20 protein-coding genes and 1 other RNA gene are annotated in these 18148 nt (G+C 49.5%); 17 read left to right on the forward strand and 4 right to left on the reverse strand.

Annotated features, from left to right (window positions below; translation table 11 throughout):
* The first annotated feature begins 31 nt into the window (after positions 1–31).
* The 14 genes from ACN0R1_RS02790 to ACN0R1_RS02855 all read left to right on the forward strand — a co-directional run bounded on the left by ACN0R1_RS02790 (position 32) and on the right by ACN0R1_RS02855 (position 12765).
* Positions 32–400, forward strand: a complete 369-nt coding sequence (locus tag ACN0R1_RS02790; RefSeq protein WP_417579708.1) for a CidA/LrgA family protein — start codon at positions 32–34, stop codon at positions 398–400.
* Positions 387–1103, forward strand: a complete 717-nt coding sequence (locus ACN0R1_RS02795) for an LrgB family protein (protein WP_417579710.1) — start codon at positions 387–389, stop codon at positions 1101–1103. Before ACN0R1_RS02790 ends, ACN0R1_RS02795 begins: the two co-directional genes overlap by 14 nt.
* Positions 1104–1259: 156 nt before the next feature.
* Positions 1260–2759: a CoA-acylating methylmalonate-semialdehyde dehydrogenase gene (locus ACN0R1_RS02800; protein WP_417579712.1), complete on the forward strand. Its 1500-nt coding sequence runs from the start codon at positions 1260–1262 to the stop codon at positions 2757–2759.
* Between the two features lie 14 nt (positions 2760–2773).
* Complete coding sequence (locus ACN0R1_RS02805; RefSeq protein ID WP_417579714.1) at positions 2774–4435, forward strand: GMC family oxidoreductase; 1662 nt, start codon at positions 2774–2776, stop codon at positions 4433–4435.
* 42 nt (positions 4436–4477) lie between these two features.
* Positions 4478–5365 (forward strand): LysR family transcriptional regulator, encoded by an 888-nt coding sequence (locus tag ACN0R1_RS02810; RefSeq protein WP_417579716.1) that lies wholly within the window; start codon positions 4478–4480, stop codon positions 5363–5365.
* A gap of 95 nt (positions 5366–5460) precedes the next feature.
* Positions 5461–6567, forward strand: a complete 1107-nt coding sequence (zapE, locus tag ACN0R1_RS02815; RefSeq protein ID WP_417579718.1) for a cell division protein ZapE — start codon at positions 5461–5463, stop codon at positions 6565–6567.
* Between the two features lie 70 nt (positions 6568–6637).
* Positions 6638–7621 carry an MDR family oxidoreductase gene (locus tag ACN0R1_RS02820; protein ID WP_417579720.1) on the forward strand — a complete coding sequence of 328 codons (984 nt, stop codon included), beginning with the start codon at positions 6638–6640 and terminating at the stop codon, positions 7619–7621.
* 233 nt (positions 7622–7854) lie between these two features.
* Positions 7855–8286, forward strand: a complete 432-nt coding sequence (gene rplM / locus ACN0R1_RS02825; protein WP_417579722.1) for a 50S ribosomal protein L13 — start codon at positions 7855–7857, stop codon at positions 8284–8286.
* Positions 8287–8299: 13 nt separating this feature from the next.
* On the forward strand, positions 8300–8692 hold the full coding sequence (gene rpsI, locus ACN0R1_RS02830; protein WP_151053798.1) for a 30S ribosomal protein S9: 393 nt from the start codon (positions 8300–8302) through the stop codon (positions 8690–8692).
* A 235-nt stretch (positions 8693–8927) separates the two neighbouring features.
* Positions 8928–9524: a ubiquinol-cytochrome c reductase iron-sulfur subunit gene (gene petA / locus ACN0R1_RS02835; RefSeq protein WP_417579724.1), complete on the forward strand. Its 597-nt coding sequence runs from the start codon at positions 8928–8930 to the stop codon at positions 9522–9524.
* The gene (locus tag ACN0R1_RS02840) at positions 9524–10780 is read left to right on the forward strand and encodes a cytochrome b (RefSeq protein WP_417579726.1); all 1257 of its coding nucleotides are present in this window, start codon (positions 9524–9526) and stop codon (positions 10778–10780) included. The genes petA and ACN0R1_RS02840 overlap by 1 nt, the downstream gene beginning before the upstream one ends.
* Positions 10780–11556, forward strand: a complete 777-nt coding sequence (locus ACN0R1_RS02845) for a cytochrome c1 (protein WP_417579728.1) — start codon at positions 10780–10782, stop codon at positions 11554–11556. Before ACN0R1_RS02840 ends, ACN0R1_RS02845 begins: the two co-directional genes overlap by 1 nt.
* Before the next feature lie 90 nt (positions 11557–11646).
* Complete coding sequence (locus tag ACN0R1_RS02850; RefSeq protein ID WP_417579730.1) at positions 11647–12279, forward strand: glutathione S-transferase N-terminal domain-containing protein; 633 nt, start codon at positions 11647–11649, stop codon at positions 12277–12279.
* A 33-nt stretch (positions 12280–12312) separates the two neighbouring features.
* On the forward strand, positions 12313–12765 hold the full coding sequence (locus ACN0R1_RS02855; protein WP_417579732.1) for a ClpXP protease specificity-enhancing factor: 453 nt from the start codon (positions 12313–12315) through the stop codon (positions 12763–12765).
* Between the two features lie 48 nt (positions 12766–12813).
* On the opposite strand, the gene ACN0R1_RS02860 is transcribed toward ACN0R1_RS02855, so the two are convergent.
* The 4 genes from ACN0R1_RS02860 to ACN0R1_RS02875 are packed head-to-tail and all read right to left on the reverse strand — an operon-like array spanning position 12814 to position 16148.
* Positions 12814–13380: a BON domain-containing protein gene (locus ACN0R1_RS02860; protein WP_417579734.1), complete on the reverse strand. Its 567-nt coding sequence runs from the start codon at positions 13378–13380 to the stop codon at positions 12814–12816.
* A 3-nt stretch (positions 13381–13383) separates the two neighbouring features.
* Complete coding sequence (locus ACN0R1_RS02865; protein WP_417579736.1) at positions 13384–13971, reverse strand: SIS domain-containing protein; 588 nt, start codon at positions 13969–13971, stop codon at positions 13384–13386.
* A 23-nt stretch (positions 13972–13994) separates the two neighbouring features.
* Positions 13995–14345 (reverse strand): YraN family protein, encoded by a 351-nt coding sequence (locus ACN0R1_RS02870; protein WP_417579738.1) that lies wholly within the window; start codon positions 14343–14345, stop codon positions 13995–13997.
* Positions 14346–14348: 3 nt separating this feature from the next.
* The gene (locus tag ACN0R1_RS02875) at positions 14349–16148 is read right to left on the reverse strand and encodes a penicillin-binding protein activator (protein WP_417579740.1); all 1800 of its coding nucleotides are present in this window, start codon (positions 16146–16148) and stop codon (positions 14349–14351) included.
* Positions 16149–16181: 33 nt separating this feature from the next.
* Here ACN0R1_RS02875 and rsmI point away from each other — a divergent pair, with 33 nt between their 5' ends.
* From rsmI to mraZ, 3 genes are all read left to right on the forward strand, one after another.
* The gene (gene rsmI, locus ACN0R1_RS02880) at positions 16182–17021 is read left to right on the forward strand and encodes a 16S rRNA (cytidine(1402)-2'-O)-methyltransferase (RefSeq protein ID WP_417579742.1); all 840 of its coding nucleotides are present in this window, start codon (positions 16182–16184) and stop codon (positions 17019–17021) included.
* A 38-nt stretch (positions 17022–17059) separates the two neighbouring features.
* Positions 17060–17414, forward strand: an RNA gene (gene rnpB, locus ACN0R1_RS02885) — RNase P RNA component class A.
* A gap of 271 nt (positions 17415–17685) precedes the next feature.
* Positions 17686–18138: a division/cell wall cluster transcriptional repressor MraZ gene (gene mraZ / locus ACN0R1_RS02890; protein ID WP_036521942.1), complete on the forward strand. Its 453-nt coding sequence runs from the start codon at positions 17686–17688 to the stop codon at positions 18136–18138.
* The last annotated feature ends 10 nt before the right edge of the window (positions 18139–18148 follow it).

Raw genomic sequence — 18148 nt, forward strand, 5'->3', positions numbered from 1 at the left:
AGGCTAGCGTAATTAATAATTAGGGTTTTCTATGATTCAAGGTATGTTGATTCTACTGTTTTGTCAGTTGCTCGGAGAGTGGCTGATGGTGGCTCTGGGTGCGCCAATACCTGGACCGGTAGCCGGCATGTTGATTCTTTGGTTGGGGTTGCTGGTCTATGGCAAGGTGCCGGACACGCTGCGCTTGCCAGCCGAGGGTTTGATCCGTCATTTATCCCTGCTGTTTATTCCAGCAGGGGTGGGCTTAATGGTGTTTGCAGAGTTGTTGGCTGCACACTGGTTGGTGGTACTGTCATCGCTGCTAGGCAGTACGTTGATCACGCTAGTGTTAACTGTATGGATGATGCAACGCATGGAGACCTATAAGGCGCGTCGTCGAGGTGAACATGGAGATAGATAATTTCTGGGTATACTTTGCCGCCCGTCCCTTGTTTTGGATTGTGGTGACCTTGATTGCATTTTTAGTGGCAACCTGGCTGAATCGTAAAGCAGGCGGTACCGCTTTGCTACACCCGGTTTTTGTCGCTATGGCGCTGATTATTTCATTGTTACTGTTAACTGGGACAGATTACGACACCTATTTTGAGGGCGCTCAGTTTATTCATTTTTTACTCGGCCCGGCTACTGTGGCCTTGGCTATTCCCCTCTATGATCATATGGCGCGTATTCGTAAGCTGCTCCTGCCGGTATTGCTGTCCTGTTTGGTTGGCAGTGTAACGGCGGCTGTCACTGCGTTGGGTATTGGCCTGGTACTGGGTGGCCCTGACAGGTTGCTACTGTCGCTGGCTCCCAAGTCGGTCACCTCACCAATCGCCATAGGTATTTCGGAACAGATTGGCGGCTATCCGTCCTTGTCTGCCGGGCTGGCGCTGTTAACCGGTATTATCGGTTGTTTGCTGGCACCACTGGTGTTTCGCTTGCTAAAAGTGGAATCGCAAACGGCAAAAGGCTTTGCTCTGGGGTTGGCTGCACATGGTTTCGGTACCGCTTATGCGATGCAAATCAGCTCCATAGCGGGTGCATTTGCCGGGCTGGCCATGGGCTTGACCGGGGTGGTGAGTTCGTTATTAATTCCCCTTATTGTGCGCATTTTAGGGTTATGACACTATTCAATTGTTACTAATATAATAAATCGTAATAATGCTGTTTTGATATTCTCATTGGATTTAACTGCTGCTATTTGCGACATTTCAGCAGTAAGAGGGGTTTGATCCTCAAGTGTTCAATGACAGTGAATATACAAGAGCGGAGTTCGAAACATGACAATAATAACTATAGAGCATTATATAGCGGGTCAGCGCGTGATGGGGGAATCCGCACGTACACAACCGGTTTTTAACCCGGCTACGGGTGAGCAAACTGGTGAAGTGAGGCTGGCTTCAAAAGCTGATGTTGAAAGTGCCGTTGCAGCGGCACGAAGTGCCTTTCCTGCTTGGGCTGCTATGCCTCCCTTGCGTCGAGCTCGTTTAATGAATCGCTTTTTACAGTTGGTCAACGAGAACAAAGAGGCATTGGCTAAAGCGATTACCGCTGAACACGGAAAAGTGTTTACCGATGCCTGTGGCGAAGTGGAGCGTGGTATCGATATCATTGAGTTTGCCTGTGGCATTCCTCAACTGCTAAAAGGGGATTACACCGAGCAAGTCTCAACCGGAATTGATAACTGGACAATGCGACAGCCCTTGGGGGTAGTTGCTGGCATTACACCCTTTAACTTCCCGGTCATGGTGCCTATGTGGATGTTTCCTGTAGCTATTGCTGCAGGCAATACCTTTGTACTCAAACCGTCTCCGACTGATCCTACGCCTGCTTTGATGTATGCTGATCTGATGCAGCAAGCCGGTTTTCCTGATGGTGTGTTTAATGTTATTCAGGGCGATAAAGAGGCCGTTGATGCGTTGATTGAGCATGAGGATGTCCAGGCATTATCGTTTGTTGGTTCCACCCCTGTTGCAAACTATATTTATGAGCGTGGAGCACACTTTGGTAAACGAGTTCAGGTGTTGGGTGGTGCTAAAAACCATATGTTGATCATGCCTGATGCCGACCTGGATAAAACCATCGATGCACTGATGGGGGCTGCTTTCGGTTCTGCCGGTGAGCGTTGCATGGCTATTTCGGTTGCACTGTTTGTCGGTGATTCTGGGGATCTGATTATTCCGAAACTGATTGAAAGAACCCAGCAGCTAAAAGTCAAAAATGGTCTGGAACTGGATGCGGAAATGGGGCCAATTGTTACGGCTCAAGCGCATCAGCGTATTAGTGACTATATCGCTCAGGGTGTTGAAGAGGGCGCTGAACTTCTGGTCGATGGTCGAGGTTATACCGTGGCGGGACATGAGAAGGGTTATTGGTTAGGGGGTACTCTTTTCGACAAGGTCACACCAGAGATGCGCATTTATAAAGAGGAGATTTTTGGTCCGGTTTTGGTCTGTCTTCGTGTAGCTAGTTTTGCCGACGGGTTGGATTTAATTAATCGTCATGAGTTTGGTAATGGCGTTTCATTGTTCACGCGTGACGGTAATGTAGCGCGAGAGTTTGGTCGTCTGGTACAAGTGGGTATGGTTGGTGTGAATGTGCCAATACCTGTACCTATGGCATGGCATGGTTTTGGTGGCTGGAAGAAAAGTTTGTTTGGTGACATGCATGCCTATGGTGAAGAAGGTGTACGTTTCTACACCAAGCAAAAATCCATCATGCAGCGCTGGCCGGAAAGTATTGCTAGCGGTGCCGAATTCACTATGCCTGTATCTAATTAAGCCAGGAGATCGCTATGCCTCGTGATCCCTATGATTATATTGTTATTGGTGCTGGCTCAGCCGGTTGTCTGTTGGCAAACCGGCTGAGCCAGGACCCGACCAAAAGTGTGCTGCTGATCGAAGCTGGCAAGAAAGACAACTACCATTGGATTCATATTCCAGTGGGGTATCTTTACTGCATTGGAAATCCCAGAACAGATTGGTTGTTTCAGACAGAGCCAGATGCCGGGCTCAATGGTCGTTCCTTGCGTTATCCTCGCGGTAAAACCCTCGGTGGCTGCTCTTCAATTAATGGCATGATCTACATGCGTGGCCAGACGCGGGATTATGACAACTGGGCTGAGCTTAGCGGTGATGATGCGTGGAATTGGGAAAACTGCCTTGCGGATTTTATCAAGCATGAACACCACTATCGATTGGATGAAGGGCAGGACCCAGTCTTGGCCAGCGGTGAACGTTTTTCACAACTGCATGGCCACGGGGGGGAGTGGCGGGTTGAAAAGCAGCGCTTGCGCTGGGAAGTACTGGAACGTTTTGCTGAAGCCGCTGTTCAGTCCGGCGTACCCAAAACAGACGACTTTAATCAAGGTGATAATCAAGGGGTCGGGTACTTCGATGTGAATCAATCTAAGGGCTGGCGCTGGAATACTTCAAAGGCCTTTTTAAGGCCGGTGAAGCAGCGTTCCAATCTTAGTATTTGGACAGAGTCCCAGGTTGAACGGCTGATTTTGGACACCCCCGTCGGTGGCCAGCCTCGTTGTGTTGGTGCCATTATTCGCCGAGGTGGTGATGCCATTACGGTTCGAGCCACTAAAGAAGTGATCCTGTCTGCAGGTGCGATCGGCTCTCCGCAATTGCTACAACTGTCTGGCATAGGTCCGGCAGATCTGTTGCGTCAGCATGGTATTGACGTACACGTTGATGCCCCTGGCGTGGGCGAGAATCTGCAAGATCATTTGCAAATTCGTGCGGTATTCAAAGTGAAGGGAGTGAAAACACTCAATACCATGGCTAACAGCTTGCTGGGTAAGACCGCAATAGGTTTGGAATATATGCTCAAGCGTTCAGGCCCGATGAGTATGTCCCCCAGTCAGTTAGGTGCTTTCACCAAGTCTGATCCTGATCAGCCCCATGCCAACCTTGAGTATCATGTGCAGCCGTTGAGTCTGGATGCTTTTGGTGAAGACTTACACCCTTTCCCCGCGTTTACGGCAAGCGTCTGTAATCTCAATCCAACCAGTCGCGGTTATGTCCGGATTCGTTCAAATAAGTTTGATGCGCCACCTATCATTGCTCCGAACTACCTTAGTACGGATGAAGATCGAAAAGTCGCTGCGCAAAGCCTGCGGCAAGTCCGTGAAATTGTTGCACAACCGGCCTTGCAGCAGTATGAACCGGAAGAATGGCGCCCTGGTGTGCAGTACCAGACAGATGATGAGTTGGCCATGCTGGCAGGTGATATTGCGACTACCATTTTTCATCCAGTCGGTACTGTGAAGATGGGACGTGATGATGATCCGATGGCGGTGGTTGACTCACATTTAAGGGTAAAGGGGGTGCAGGGTTTGAGAGTTGTCGATGCCAGTATTATGCCTGTGATTACCAGCGGGAATACAAACTCACCGACACTGATGATTGCGGAAAAAGCGGCTGGATGGATTATCAATTCTGAATAGCGGCACCACACCCAATGCAATACTTTGCAGGCTGGAAGTGATATGGACTATGCGTTAATCAAAGCGTTTGTGACAATTGCACAGGAAGGAAATCTAACCCGAGCGGCTGATCGCTTGTGTATTACACAGCCGGCACTCAGCCTGCAGTTAAAAAAATTGCAACTGTCACTAGGGCTGGTGTTATTCAAACGAACGCCACGTGGTATGCAGTTAACCGATGAAGGGCGACGTTTGCTTTCATCGGCAGAGCAGGCCCTGGACTCATTGACTGCATTTAACTCCGCAGCTTCAGGTCTTCGAGGCGTGATTCATGGTGAATTGAAGATTGGCACAATTGTTGATCCTGAATTTCTCAGGCTTGGATCATTTCTGAGGCTTATGGCTAATCATCATCCGGGCTTATCCTACGAGCTTCGTCAGGGGATTTCAGGTTCAATCCTGCGTGAAATTGAGCTGGGTACACTGGATGTTGCGTTTACCCTGGGGTTTCCTGGGTTGCATGAGCTACAAAGTCGGTTTTGTGTGCATAGGTTGGCTGATTTTAATTATCGAGTTATCGCACCGCCCAGTTGGCGTAGTTTAGTCAAGGGCAAGGATTGGCGAGCGTTGTCGAGCTTGCCTTGGATCGCAACCCCCTCTGATTCGGCTCACCATCGCCTTTTGAGTCGTGTGTTTGCTGAGTTGTCGATTGAGCCTAATATAGTGGCAAAAGTGGATGTTGAGTCATCGATGATGGACTTGGTGCGCTCTGGCGTGGCATTAGCGCTTGCCCGTGACACGCTGGCGTTAAGGGCGGCGCATGAGCAGGGTATCGTGATTGCGGATAAAGTCAGTATTGATGCGTCTTTAGGATTTGTGTGCCGAAAGGATCGTATTGCCGAACCTCCTGTGCAAGCCGCAATGGATATCGTCCGTGCTGTTTGGGGGTGAAGCTATCAGCTCTATAGCCAATGGATTATTGCATGTTGCTCTGTCGCACAGTAAAGTTTTGCGCTTGTCACGATAAGACTGAGGCTTGAGCGTTTATGACACCCTTAGAGCGTTACCAAAAAGATCTATTGCGCGAGGATTTTTCCTATGACGCTACGCAGGAAATGGCTGTCAAACACTTGCAGCGCCTTTATGATGAGTTGATCGAATCGGTAAATGCACCTGTACCCAGTATGATTCGTCGCCTTTCGGGTATGATTCGTAAAGAGCAGCGCGAGCCTTTGAAGGGGTTGTACTTCTGGGGTGGGGTCGGGCGCGGCAAGACCTATCTTATGGACACCTTTTACGACAGCCTGCCGTTTGAGCAGAAGACCCGTACACACTTTCACCGCTTTATGCAGCGCGTACATCAAGAGCTTAAGCAACTTGAAGGCACAAAAAATCCCTTGGTGCAGATAGGTAAAAAGTTTGCTGATGAATCACGGATCATTTGTTTCGATGAGTTTTTTGTATCAGATATCACTGATGCCATGATTCTGGGTGGTTTGTTGGAGCAGTTGTTTGCTAATGGTGTTTCGCTGGTGGCAACCTCCAATATTGTACCGGATGGTTTGTACAAAGATGGTTTGCAGCGGGCGCGCTTTCTACCTGCCATCGCTTTGCTGAATAAATTCACTGAAGTGGTCAATGTCGATGGCGGTATCGACTATCGACTGCGGGTGCTTGAGCAGGCAGAGTTATATCACTACCCGTTGGATGAGCAGGCTGATATCAGCCTTAATGGTAGCTTTGAGAGTCTGGCGCCGGATATAAGTGAGGCCAGAAATGATCAGTTGGTTGAGGTAAATGGCCGCCATATTCGTTGTCGCCGGGTATGTGAAGATGTGATCTGGTTTGATTTTAAAGAGCTGTGTGAAGGTCCAAGATCACAGAATGACTATATTGAACTCGGTAAGATCTACCATGAAGTGTTAATCAGTAATGTGCCGCAACTGGGGCGGCAAAATGATGACGCCGCGCGGCGTTTTATCAATCTGGTCGATGAGTTTTATGATAGTGGCGTCAAGTTGATCCTGTCAGCCGAAGTCAGTATTCATGACATTTATACTGAAGGACGTCTATCCTTTGAAATAGACCGGACCAAAAGCCGATTGCTGGAAATGCAGTCCCATGAGTATCTGGCGAAAGCGCACCGGGCTTGATGTGAGGGTATCAATACGGACGTAACAAAAAACAATAAATCACCTGGACACCAGGATAAGCGGAGGTTGTATGTTTAACGCAGTGGTCATCGACAAAGACGATCAGGGATACCACGCCACATTGAGCCAGGTGGATGAGTCGCAGCTACCTGATGGTGATGTGTTGGTCAAAGTGGAATACAGCACGCTTAACTATAAGGACGGTTTGGCTATTACCGGTAAGGGGCCTGTGGTTCGTAAGTTTCCCATGGTACCGGGTATCGATTTGGCTGGTAGGGTACTGGAAAGTGATTCTGAGCGTTTTTCACCGGGTGATCAGGTTGTGTTGAATGGCTGGGGTGTCGGTGAAGTGCATTGGGGTGGATTGGCTGAAAAAGCGCGCTTGAAAAGTGAGTGGCTTATCCCTCTTCCAGAGGGCTTGAGTGCTCGCGAAGTCATGACAGCAGGTACAGCGGGCTATACCGCCATGCTCTGTGTCATGGCGCTGGAAAAGCAGGGTGTTAAGCCAGAGGCGGGCGATGTGCTGGTTACTGGTGCCAATGGCGGAGTGGGTAGCTTTGCCGTGAAGCTTCTGAGTCGACTGGGTTACCGGGTAGTAGCATCAACCGGGCGTCCGGAAGAGTCTGCCTATCTGACAGACCTGGGTGCAGCAGAAATTATTCCGCGCTCAGATCTGAGTGAGCCGGGTAAGCCCCTGCAGAAGGAACGTTGGGCGGCAGTAGTGGACTCAGCTGGCAGTCATACGCTCGCGAATGCTTGTGCACAAATGCGTTATGGCGGTGTGGTGGCCGCCTGTGGGCTGGCGCAGGGCATGGAGTTTCCATCCAGTGTGGCACCCTTTATTTTGCGCGGTGTTACCTTGGCAGGTATCGACAGTGTGATGCGCCCGCTGGATGATCGTATTGAAGCCTGGTCACGCTTGTCGCAATTATTGGAATCGGCTGATTTTGACACTATAGGGCAAGAGATAGGACTGGATCAGGTTATTGAAACGGCTGGCGCGTTGATGGATGGTCAGGTGCGAGGACGTGTGCTGGTTAATCTGGCCAGGTAGCAGGGTAGATACTAAGCGAGCCAATCGATTTAGATGAAGATTTGAGTCGGCGGTTAGTTGGTTAAAAAATTATCAAATGGGCTCGTCTTTTTGAGAAAACCCCAGTATAATCTCGCCTCCCGTAAATAGCGGGTATGCGAAGGTTGTCAGCTGTGGCTGGCAACAAATAACTATAAGGTAAGTCGGAACCGCTGTAGCGGATCGAGACTTAACGAGTTAAGGTGAAACTACCAATGAAAACTACTGTTAGCACTAAGCCAGCCGAAGTTAAACGCGACTGGTACGTTGTTGACGCAGAGGGTAAAACCCTGGGTCGTCTGGCAACTGAAATTGCACGTCGTCTGCGTGGCAAGCATAAGCCGGAATTTACACCGCATGTTGATACCGGTGATTACATTGTTGTTGTTAACGCTGAGAAGGTTCATGTAACTGGTAACAAGCGTAACGATAAAATGTACTATCGTCATACTGGATTCCCGGGTGGTCTTAAAGAAGCAAGCTTCAATAAGATGATCCAGACCTTCCCAGAGCGTACTATTGAGTTGGCTGTTAAAGGTATGTTGCCTAAAGGTCCACTGGGTCGCTCTATGTACTCCAAGCTGAAAGTCTATGCCGGCAAAGAACATCCGCATCAGGCTCAGCAACCTAAAGAACTGAATATCTAAGGGGAAGGCGAATATGTCTACTACTCAGTATTACGGCACAGGCCGTCGTAAAACCTCTACTGCACGCGTATTTTTGCGCCCAGGTACTGGTAAAGTCACCATCAATCAGCGCACCATGGAAAACTACTTTGGTCGTGAAACAGCTCGCATGATCGTGATGCAGCCGCTGGAATTGACTGGCAATAAAGATAAGTTTGATCTCTATGTTACTGTCGCTGGTGGCGGTGGTTTCGGTCAGGCTGGCGCAATCCGTCACGGTATTACCCGTGCACTGATGGAATATGATGAAACGCTGCGTCCAGTACTGCGTGAAGCTGGTTTTGTTACCCGTGATTCACGTATGGTTGAGCGTAAGAAAGTGGGTCTGCGTAAAGCACGTAAACGTCCACAGTTCTCCAAACGTTAAGTTTCAGCCACTTCGGTTGTCCAAAAAACCCGGTCTGCACAACAGTCCGGGTTTTTGTGTTTTACGGTATTATAAGAAGCAATAGGCATAAGGTCGGTAGGTTTTTACCTTGTATAAATTGTGTATTTTCTTTAATATTTGCGCCATTTGAAGAATTCAATTCTTGGGTTTAATGACTGGCGGCTGAGTTGAGTAATTTTTGCTCAGCAAGGCTGAATGAGTGGAGATAAAATTAATGAGCAATGACGGCGTGAATAAAGGTCGGCGTCGGCTTCTCTTAGGTGCCACATCTGCATTGGGCGCAGTGGGTGCTGTTGGAGTCGCTGTGCCGTTTGTAGCGTCCTGGAATCCGAGTGCTAAAGCTAGAGCAGCGGGTGCACCTGTCCGCGCTGATGTGAGCAAGCTGGAACCGGGTCAGCAGATGATTGTTGAGTGGCGTGGGCGTCCGGTCTGGATTGTTCGCCGTACTGAAGAGGCGATGGGAAGTCTGGCGTCATTGAATGAACGTCTTGCTGATCCTGAGTCCAATCGTTCAGAGCAGCCTGATTATATTCCCAAGACACCTGAGCGCGCTTTGCGTCCAGACTATGCTGTGTTGATTGGTATTTGTACGCATTTGGGTTGTTCACCAACGTATCGTCCGGAAGTTGCACCCGCTGATTTGGGTGAAAACTGGCTAGGCGGTTTCTTCTGTCCATGCCATGGTTCGCGTTTCGACCTGTCAGGTCGTGTGTACCGTGCGCAGCCAGCACCAACCAATCTGGTTATCCCACCCCATGCGTATCTGGATGATAACACCCTGATAATTGGTATAGATCCGGAGGATGTATAATGGCTGGTCATCGTAATAAAGGTAATCCGGGCTTGATGGGATGGATCGATGATCGTTTCCCTGCAACAGCCATGTGGGAAGACCATCTTTCCAAATACTATGCACCGAAGAACTTTAACTTTTGGTATTTCTTTGGCTCGTTGGCTCTGTTGGTTCTGGTTAACCAGATAGTGACCGGCATCTGGCTGACAATGAGCTATAACCCTTCAGCTGAGGGTGCATTTGCGTCGTTGGAATACATCATGCGTGATGTAGAGTATGGCTGGTTGTTGCGTTACATGCATTCTACCGGTGCCTCCGCATTCTTCGTGGTTGTTTATCTGCACATGTTCCGTGGCATGATGTATGGCTCTTACCGCAAGCCGCGTGAATTGGTGTGGATTTTCGGTATGACGATCTATCTGGCTTTGATGGCTGAAGCTTTCATGGGTTATTTGCTGCCTTGGGGGCAGATGTCCTATTGGGGTGCTCAGGTTATCATCTCTCTATTCGGTGCGATTCCAGTCATAGGCCCTGATCTGCAGCAATGGATTCGTGGTGACTACCTGATTTCTGGTATTACTCTGAACCGTTTCTTTGCACTGCATGTGGTTGCTCTGCCGATTGTACTGTTGGCTTTGGTTGTTTTGCACATTCTTGCCCTGCATGAAGTGGGTTCAAATAACCCGGATGGTATTGAAATCAAGGATAATCTTGATGAAAACGGTATACCCAAAGACGGTATCCCTTTCCACCCGTATTATTCTGTGAAAGATCTGGTGGGTGTGGGCGTGTTCCTGTTTGTTTTCTCTGTTGTAGTCTTCTGGTTCCCGGAAGGGGGTGGATACTTCATTGAAAAGCCAAACTTTGAACCTGCAAACGCACTGAAGACGCCAGACCATATCGCGCCGGTTTGGTACTTCACTGCTTTCTACGCGATGTTGCGTGCCGTGACCTTCAGTCTGTTTGGTCTGGATGCGAAATTCTGGGGTGTTGTGGTCATGGGTGCGGCGATTGCCATACTCTTTGTACTGCCCTGGTTGGATCGCAGCCCGGTAAAATCGATGCGCTATAAAGGCTGGATCAGTAAAGTGTTCCTGGCAATACTGGCCGTTAGTTTTGTGATTCTGAGTGTGCTGGGCGTGCTGCCTGCGACTGATGCGCGAACGACTGTAGCTCAGATCTGTACAGTGCTGTATTTCGCTTATTTCCTTCTGATGCCTTTCTACACCAGAATGGAAAGCACTAAACCGGTTCCGCAAAGGGTGACAGGCTGATGAAAAAATATCTATTTGCATTATTGATGGTATGTTTCCCGGTTTTGGCTTTAGCGGCTGGCGGCGCAACCTACCCGATGGACTCATTCAAGGCTGACCTGCGTAATCAGGAATCCTTACAACGCGGTATGGCGCTGTTTGTTAACCGCTGTATGGGTTGTCACTCCATGGAATATCAGCGTTTTGCTCGTACGGGTGAAGATATAGGTATTCCTGAAGATCTGATGGAAGACTATCTGATCCTGGGAAATCATGGCGTTAACGACCAGATGACCATCTCTATGGACAAGGATGATGCTGAGGGTTGGTTTGGTGCACCGCCACCGGATCTGTCGCTGGAAACACGTCTTCGTGGTGGTGAATGGGTGTATAATTACCTGCGTACCTTCTACCGTGATGATGCAGCGCGCTTTGGCGTCAATAACGCCGTATTCACAGATGTCGGTATGCCGAATGTGCTGGAAGACCTTCAGGGTGTTGTAGTGAATCATTGCAGCCATGAAGATCTTGTGGCCCATGGTGGATTTTCAGGTACGCTGGATCCACTGACAGGTACCCGTAGTGGTCAGTGTTTGCAGGTTCAGCCAGGAACAGGCAGTATGTCTGTAGCCGAATTTGATCAGGCGATATATGACCTGACCAACTACATGACCTATGTGGGTGAGCCATCTAAACTCCAGGCGCATCGTATTGGTACTTATGTGCTGATCTTCTTAGCTATATTCACTTTTGTTGCTTACCTGCTGAAACGTGAGTATTGGAGAGATATACATTAAGCTTGAATTTATTCAAGTTACGCCAGCTACGCGGCCATTTTGGTCGCGTAGCTTTTTGTTTTTTGATCCCTGTAACAAAGAGGTACCTCAATGGGAGTGGTAGCAAAACGTTCTTCCATGACTTTCTTTTCAGATGGTGATGACCATTACAGCCATCGTGTACGTATTGTACTGGCTGAGAAGGGTGTAGCAGTTGATATTGTCGACTGCAAAATTGATGATATGCCTGAAGATGTGGCAGGGCTGAATCCATACAATACTCTGCCCACCTTGCTGGACAGAGATCTTGTGTTGTATGAGCCGGGTGTAATGATGGAGTACCTCGATGAGCGTTTTCCTCATCCGCCACTGTTGCCGGTATATCCTGTTGCCCGCGCGGATAGTCGACTGTATATCTATCGAATTCAGCGCGACTGGTGTGGCTATGCCGATACCATTCTGACCGGTACGGCTGATCCTGAGCAGATAGAGTATTGCCGTAAAGAGTTGCGCGATAGCCTAGTTTCTATATCGCCAATCTTTACTGAAAAGCCCTACTTCATGAGCGATGAATTCACTTTGGTGGATTGCTGTATAGCTCCGCTGTTGTGGCGTTTGCCGGTGATGGGTATCGAACTGCCTCAGGCGCAGTCTGGCCCGTTATTGTCGTACATGAAGCGCATTTTTGAACGTGAATCTTTTCAGGCCAGCTTGTCTGAAGCTGAAAAAGAGATGCGGGACTGATAAAACCAAATTACCAGAGGTGTTGAACTTTTCATGAGCATGACGCCAAGCCGCTCCTATCTGCTGAGTGCATTGCACCAGTGGATTACGGATAATGATCTCACGCCCTATCTGGCTGTGGATGCTAGAGTGCAGGGTGTAATGGTTCCTGAGCAATTCACGCTGGATGATCAGTTGGTGTTGAATATCAGCTATTCTGCTGTGCAGCAGTTGTCCATTGATCAGGACGGTGTGTCTTTCAATGCGCGTTTTGGCGGCGTGCCAATGAATATCTTTGTCCCGCTGGCGGCTATTCTGGCAATTTATGCCAGGGAGAATGGCCAGGGGATGGGGTTTGGCATGGAGCCGGGTGCTGAGGAGTTAATGCAGCTGGCTGAGCAGCAGCCACCAGAAGATTCACCACCCACACCAAGTGGCCCAGTCTCTGTGAGTAGTAAAAAAGGCGCGGGCAGCAAGTCTAGAACAACACTTAAGGTGGTTAAGTAAGTCCTCTAATACAGCAGCCATTGACTAAGTCTTGGCTGCTGTATGCTTTCAGATGTATTCGAATACCTTCACTATCCGGTTGACGCCGACTATATTACGAACGACCTCGACAGCGAGATCGCCTTCCTGATTTGTGACCAGCCCCATCAGAAACACAGTGCCATTTTCAGATACGACTTTGATACGCATGCCGTTGGTGCTCTTGTCAGCCAGTAATTGAGCCTTGACGCGCCCGGTTAGGTAGGTGTCATTGGCACGGATCATCATCGAGGTGGGTCCGGAAATTTCTAATTCATTGTGTATTTTGCGCACTTCGCGGAGTTGGTTAACAACCTCTGTGGCTTCATTTTTGGTGCGGTCATCGGGCACCTGGCCTGTCAGCAGTACCTGGCCGTTAAAGCTGGTAACGTTGATGTTAGACTGAGAGAGCGCCTGCGAGCCTTTATTGATATTTACTTTGGCTTTGAATTCAATGCTGTTGTCTTCGATGTAGCTGCCTATTGTCCGACGGCCTTCATTTTCTTCGATGGGTGTTTCGCGGGTTGAGCTGACCAGTGTAGAACATCCACTAAGAATGAACAGGCAGGTGAAGAGTGCAAAAATAAGCTTTTTCATCGATCAGGCTCCAAAAAGTTGAAAGTCAATCAAGTCGGTTAGACTATGTAATACCAGCAGTTGTGCGTGGTGTACCAGTGCTTCATCAGTACTGGGTACACAGATTTCAGTTTCATCCGGTCTGAGTAGTGCAGTCATGTTACCACCATCTCCACCCGTAAGGGCTATGACGCTCATCTCACGATCATGGGCCGCCTGGATGGCCTGTACCAGGCTGGCTGAGCGACCATTGGCTGATATCGCCAGCAATATATCTCCCGGCATGCCTATCGCCCGGATCTGCTTGGAATAAATATCGGCAAAGCCACTGTCTTCAGCGATGGCGCTGATGGCAGCGCTATCTGCATTTAATGTGACCACTGGTAATCCAGGGCGTTCCTGGCGAAAGCGGTTAATTAACAGGCTGCCAAAATGTTGTGCCAGTGCACCGGAGGCGCCGTTCCCGGCGCTCAGTATTTTATGCTCAGTGATCAGGCACTGGAGAATCAGTTCACTGGCTGTTGCGATGACCGGTGTAAACTGCTCAATCGTCTGGGCGTTGACTTCCATTGATTGATGAAACTGGCGAATAATACGGTCTTCAAGTTCCATGGTACGGTTCCAGCTTGATGGCTTCAGTTCTGAAAGGCGTTACGATACCACAAAGGTTCGTTGTTGCCTTCAAATGCAATGACATCAAAGCGACAGGGGTGTTTGGCCCAGCCGGGATTTCCAGCCAGAAAAAACCGTGCAGCCTGAAGTAGTTTGCGTTGTTTGCGCCAGTCAACTGAAGCCGCGGCACCACCGTATAGGCTGTACTTCCTGTGCCTGACTTCAATAAAAACCAGGTGAGGGCCGTCAGTCATAATCAGGTCAATTTCGCCTAGACGGCAGCGCAGGTTACGCTGTATCAATTGCAATCCCTGGGCTGTTAGCCAGGTTTCTGCATTACGTTCGGCTTCCTTGCCGATAGTTTGTCTGTCCATGAGTTACTCCGTAATGAGTTGAGGTTCTCCATTTACAAATTCTGCCCAGACCAGTGCTCTGCTCAACCTGCGATTGGGGCCAAGTTGCAGATTGCCGGTTTCTCCGGCGAGTATGCCATCCTGGCTCAGTAATGTCGGTAGATTCTGGCTGATTAAATAGGCGTCAGCACCCAGGGCATAGAGTTTGCCGAGATCTGTGTCGGCATTATCACGTAATTCAAGCAGTTGAAGGCGCGTGGGGCTGGGTTCGGCAATTCTCCAGGGTAAATCCACAAAAGTGATGCCATTCAGGTCCGTGTCTCTGGATGCGCTGGCGTTGCCTTCGTACACCTGAGATGTAGCCATGACTGGAATGGCTCCAGCAAAGTGATACATCAGCATCGGACGGATCAAGCGGGCATCTCCAGCCTCTGCCGCCATGAAAATGACATCCGTTTCATGTCTGACATTAACGCTCATGCCGCTACGGGAACGATTCGGCATGGTGCGGGCTATTTCAGGATCCTGAAGCAGGAGTTCTCTAACTTGTTCGCTGTTGCTTTGAGTGGCCTTGAAGCCGAGTGTGGCGCGGATAAAGCCGCCGCGCTGCTCATACTCTTCACGAATCAGTTGTTCAAAGCGCTGTCCTGAACGGGTGTCGCTGTGAATGATCATGGCATTATGGTAGCCCATATCCAAGGCTTTCTGAACCAATGCAAGGGCTTCATGATCACTGGATAGGTCAAGTTGCAGGGGAGGGTTGTTACCCTCCAGTGCTGGGTTCAATGCCAGAACGGTGATCGGGTGTTCCGGATAATCGGCCAGTTGATTGACAAAACTGCGTTCCAGGGGACCCACAATAAAATTGGCACCTTGTGTTCTGGCGGCATAAAACAGCTGTTCGGGCGTGTGTATCTCGGTACTGTTAAGTAAAACGAGTTCTGTGTCCGATGAGCCGGCAGCTTGCATTGCTGTAACATAGCCTTCGGTAATGATGCGGGCTATATTTGCCAACTCACCTGTCATAGGCAAGAGCAGGGCGGTGCGTTGGATGCCTGCCGTTGGAAGTTGTATGGGTGAAAGCTCTGTGGCAATCAGTGCATCGGGATCCTGCGGTGGTAATTCGGCCGCCGGATGTTGATCCCAGAGAAGCTGCCAGTCGAACAGTTTTTCCTGTTGTTCGCCAAAATCAGTTATGCCGGCAACTGCAGACGCACGTTCAAACCAACCCTGTTCTGTGTAGTTGTTGCCTCTATTATCTGTAGCACTGTTCAATTGGGCATTGCTGGCAGACGTCAGTAGACCCCATATCTGTGTGTGCAGCATTTGGCGAATATTCTGCTCAGTTGTCATCTGACTGGCAGCAATTAGTTCGCGGGCAGCATTGATGTAATCCTGTTGGTTTGAAAAGGCTTCAGCACGAAGCTGGTTGAGCTGTATAACCTGTTCGTTGGTCAGTTGAGGAGGGAGCTGACGGAAATCCAGAGAGTCGAGTGCTTGAGCGGACTTGTTGTTCTGTAATAATAGTTTGGCCTGCAGGCTGGCAATATCCAGTCCCAATTGCGGCGGAAGTCTGCGTTTGTCGATGCTTTCCAGTATACTCACGGCTGTGTCGATTTGCTGATCTTCGACGAGCAGTCGTGCCGCTTCAAGTTTCAGTGTGGCCGCCTGTTCGGGGCCTGCACGCTGTGCGGATGTCAGTAGCTGCTGTACATCTGCATTGTCGGCTACGGAGGGTAGGGTTGTTGTTGGTCTGGTACCGCAGGCCGAGAGCAGCAGTAAAGTCAGTATTAGGCATAAAAGCAGGCCTAGTTGCTTTGTCATAAACTCATCAATCCTTAAAAGAGAATAACCTTCATGGCTGAACCGGTTTTATATGTTATTGCGACGCCTATTGGCAATCTGGGTGATCTTTCACCTCGTGCCATCGAGTTGCTGGGCAAGGTGGATCTCATTGCTGCTGAGGATACCCGTCATACAGGGCGACTGCTAGCCTACTTTAACATTAAATCGTCTCTGATTTCAGTCCATGATCACAATGAAAATGCCCGTGCAGATCTGATTATACGCCATTTATCAGCCGGTAAGACGATTGCGTTGGTGTCTGATGCGGGAACACCTTTGATTTCGGATCCAGGATTTTCTCTGGTCAGGCGCGTGCGCGAGGCGGGTTATACTGTGTCACCAGTGCCTGGCTGCTGTGCCTTTATTGCCGCCTTGAGTGCGGCGGGCCTGCCATCAGACCGCTTTATGTTCATCGGTTTTTTACCTGCAAAACAGCAAGCGCGTCTAAAAAGCCTTGCTGCGTTGGTGGAGCACAGTTGCACACTGATTTTTTACGAATCAACCCACCGTATACTGGATTCACTGCAGGCCATGATTGAGGTCTTTGGTACTGATCGCGAAGCTGTGGTTGCGCGTGAGATTACCAAAACCTTTGAAACCATAAAGCATGGAAGTCTGGCAGAGTTGTTGCTTTGGATGCAGTCTGATGCCAATCAACAAAAAGGCGAGTTTGTTGTGCTGGTACGTGGGGCTGTTGCTCCCCAGGCTGATAATGAGGGTCCAGATGCCCGAAGCCTGGAAATTGTCAGGTTGCTTGCAGAGGAGTTGCCACCTAAAAAAGCCGCAGCTCTGGCAGCGCAGATTACTGGGGTACATAAAAAGAGTCTTTACGAGGCATTGCTGGAGCGGTAATGCTTGCACTTGCTGGGTTTCCTGTTATCCTGCGCGCGGGAGTCTGCCGGACAATCGCTGTTCTGCTTGCAGGAGGGAGGAAAGTCCGGGCTCTACAGGGCAGAGTGCCAGATAACGTCTGGGCGGCGTGAGCCGACGGAAAGTGCAACAGAAAGTATACCGCCTAAGGGCTCTTCGGAGTCACGGTAAGGTTGAAATGGTGCGGTAAGAGCGCACCGCGTGGGTGGCAACACTCCACGGCGATGGAAAACCCCACTCAGAGCAAGACCAAATAGGGATCCTTAAGGTGTGGCCCGCACTGGATCCGGGTAGGTCGCTTGAGGTGCATGGTGACATGTATCCCAGATGAATGATTGTCCCCGACAAAACCCGGCTTACAGGCAGACTCCCACACTTGCCTGCTTACGACTTTCCTGTCGAATTATATAATCGCTAAAAAATCTTTTAACTGTATGTATATACAGCCTATCTGTTTGTTTCTCTTTAATTAATTGATTCGCTAATAATTCTTTTGATGCCCTTCATTGATCGGCGTTTGTAATCACTTTTCATGCCGTTTTGACCCAGGGTTGTGCCTTGCATTGCCTGGGGTTACTCACTATAGTGTGCAATAGTGGGTAAAAGTGGTTCAAAGTGGTTAAATTTGGGGAATTCAGTGGGCATAATGTTCCGCGGAGTCAATCCGATCAATCTGGATGTTAAGGGTCGCATGGCGATCCCGGCACGCTATCGCGAGATGATAGCGTCGCATTGCAGTAATCAGATGGTCGCCACGATCGACACCGAGTCCCGCTGCTTGCTGCTTTATCCCTTGCCCGAGTGGGAAGATATTCAGGCTCGGATCGAGGCGTTGCCCAGTTTTAATAAGGTGGCTCGTCGGATTCAGCGTTTGCTGATCGGGCATGCCACTGATCTGGAATTAGATGGTAATGGCCGCTTGCTGTTGCCAGCGAGCTTGCGGGAATACGCAGGTTTGGATAAAAAAATTGTGTTATTGGGTCAGGGACGCAAGTTTGAAATTTGGGATGAAGCACAGTGGAGCGCCACTCGAGACGAATACCTCGACGAGGTTGGCGAAGATACCCTGCCACCAGAAATGCTGGATTTGTCGCTTTAACGCCACAATC

The organism is Nitrincola sp. (assembly GCF_048264025.1).
Classification (GTDB): Bacteria; Pseudomonadota; Gammaproteobacteria; order Pseudomonadales; family Balneatricaceae; genus Nitrincola.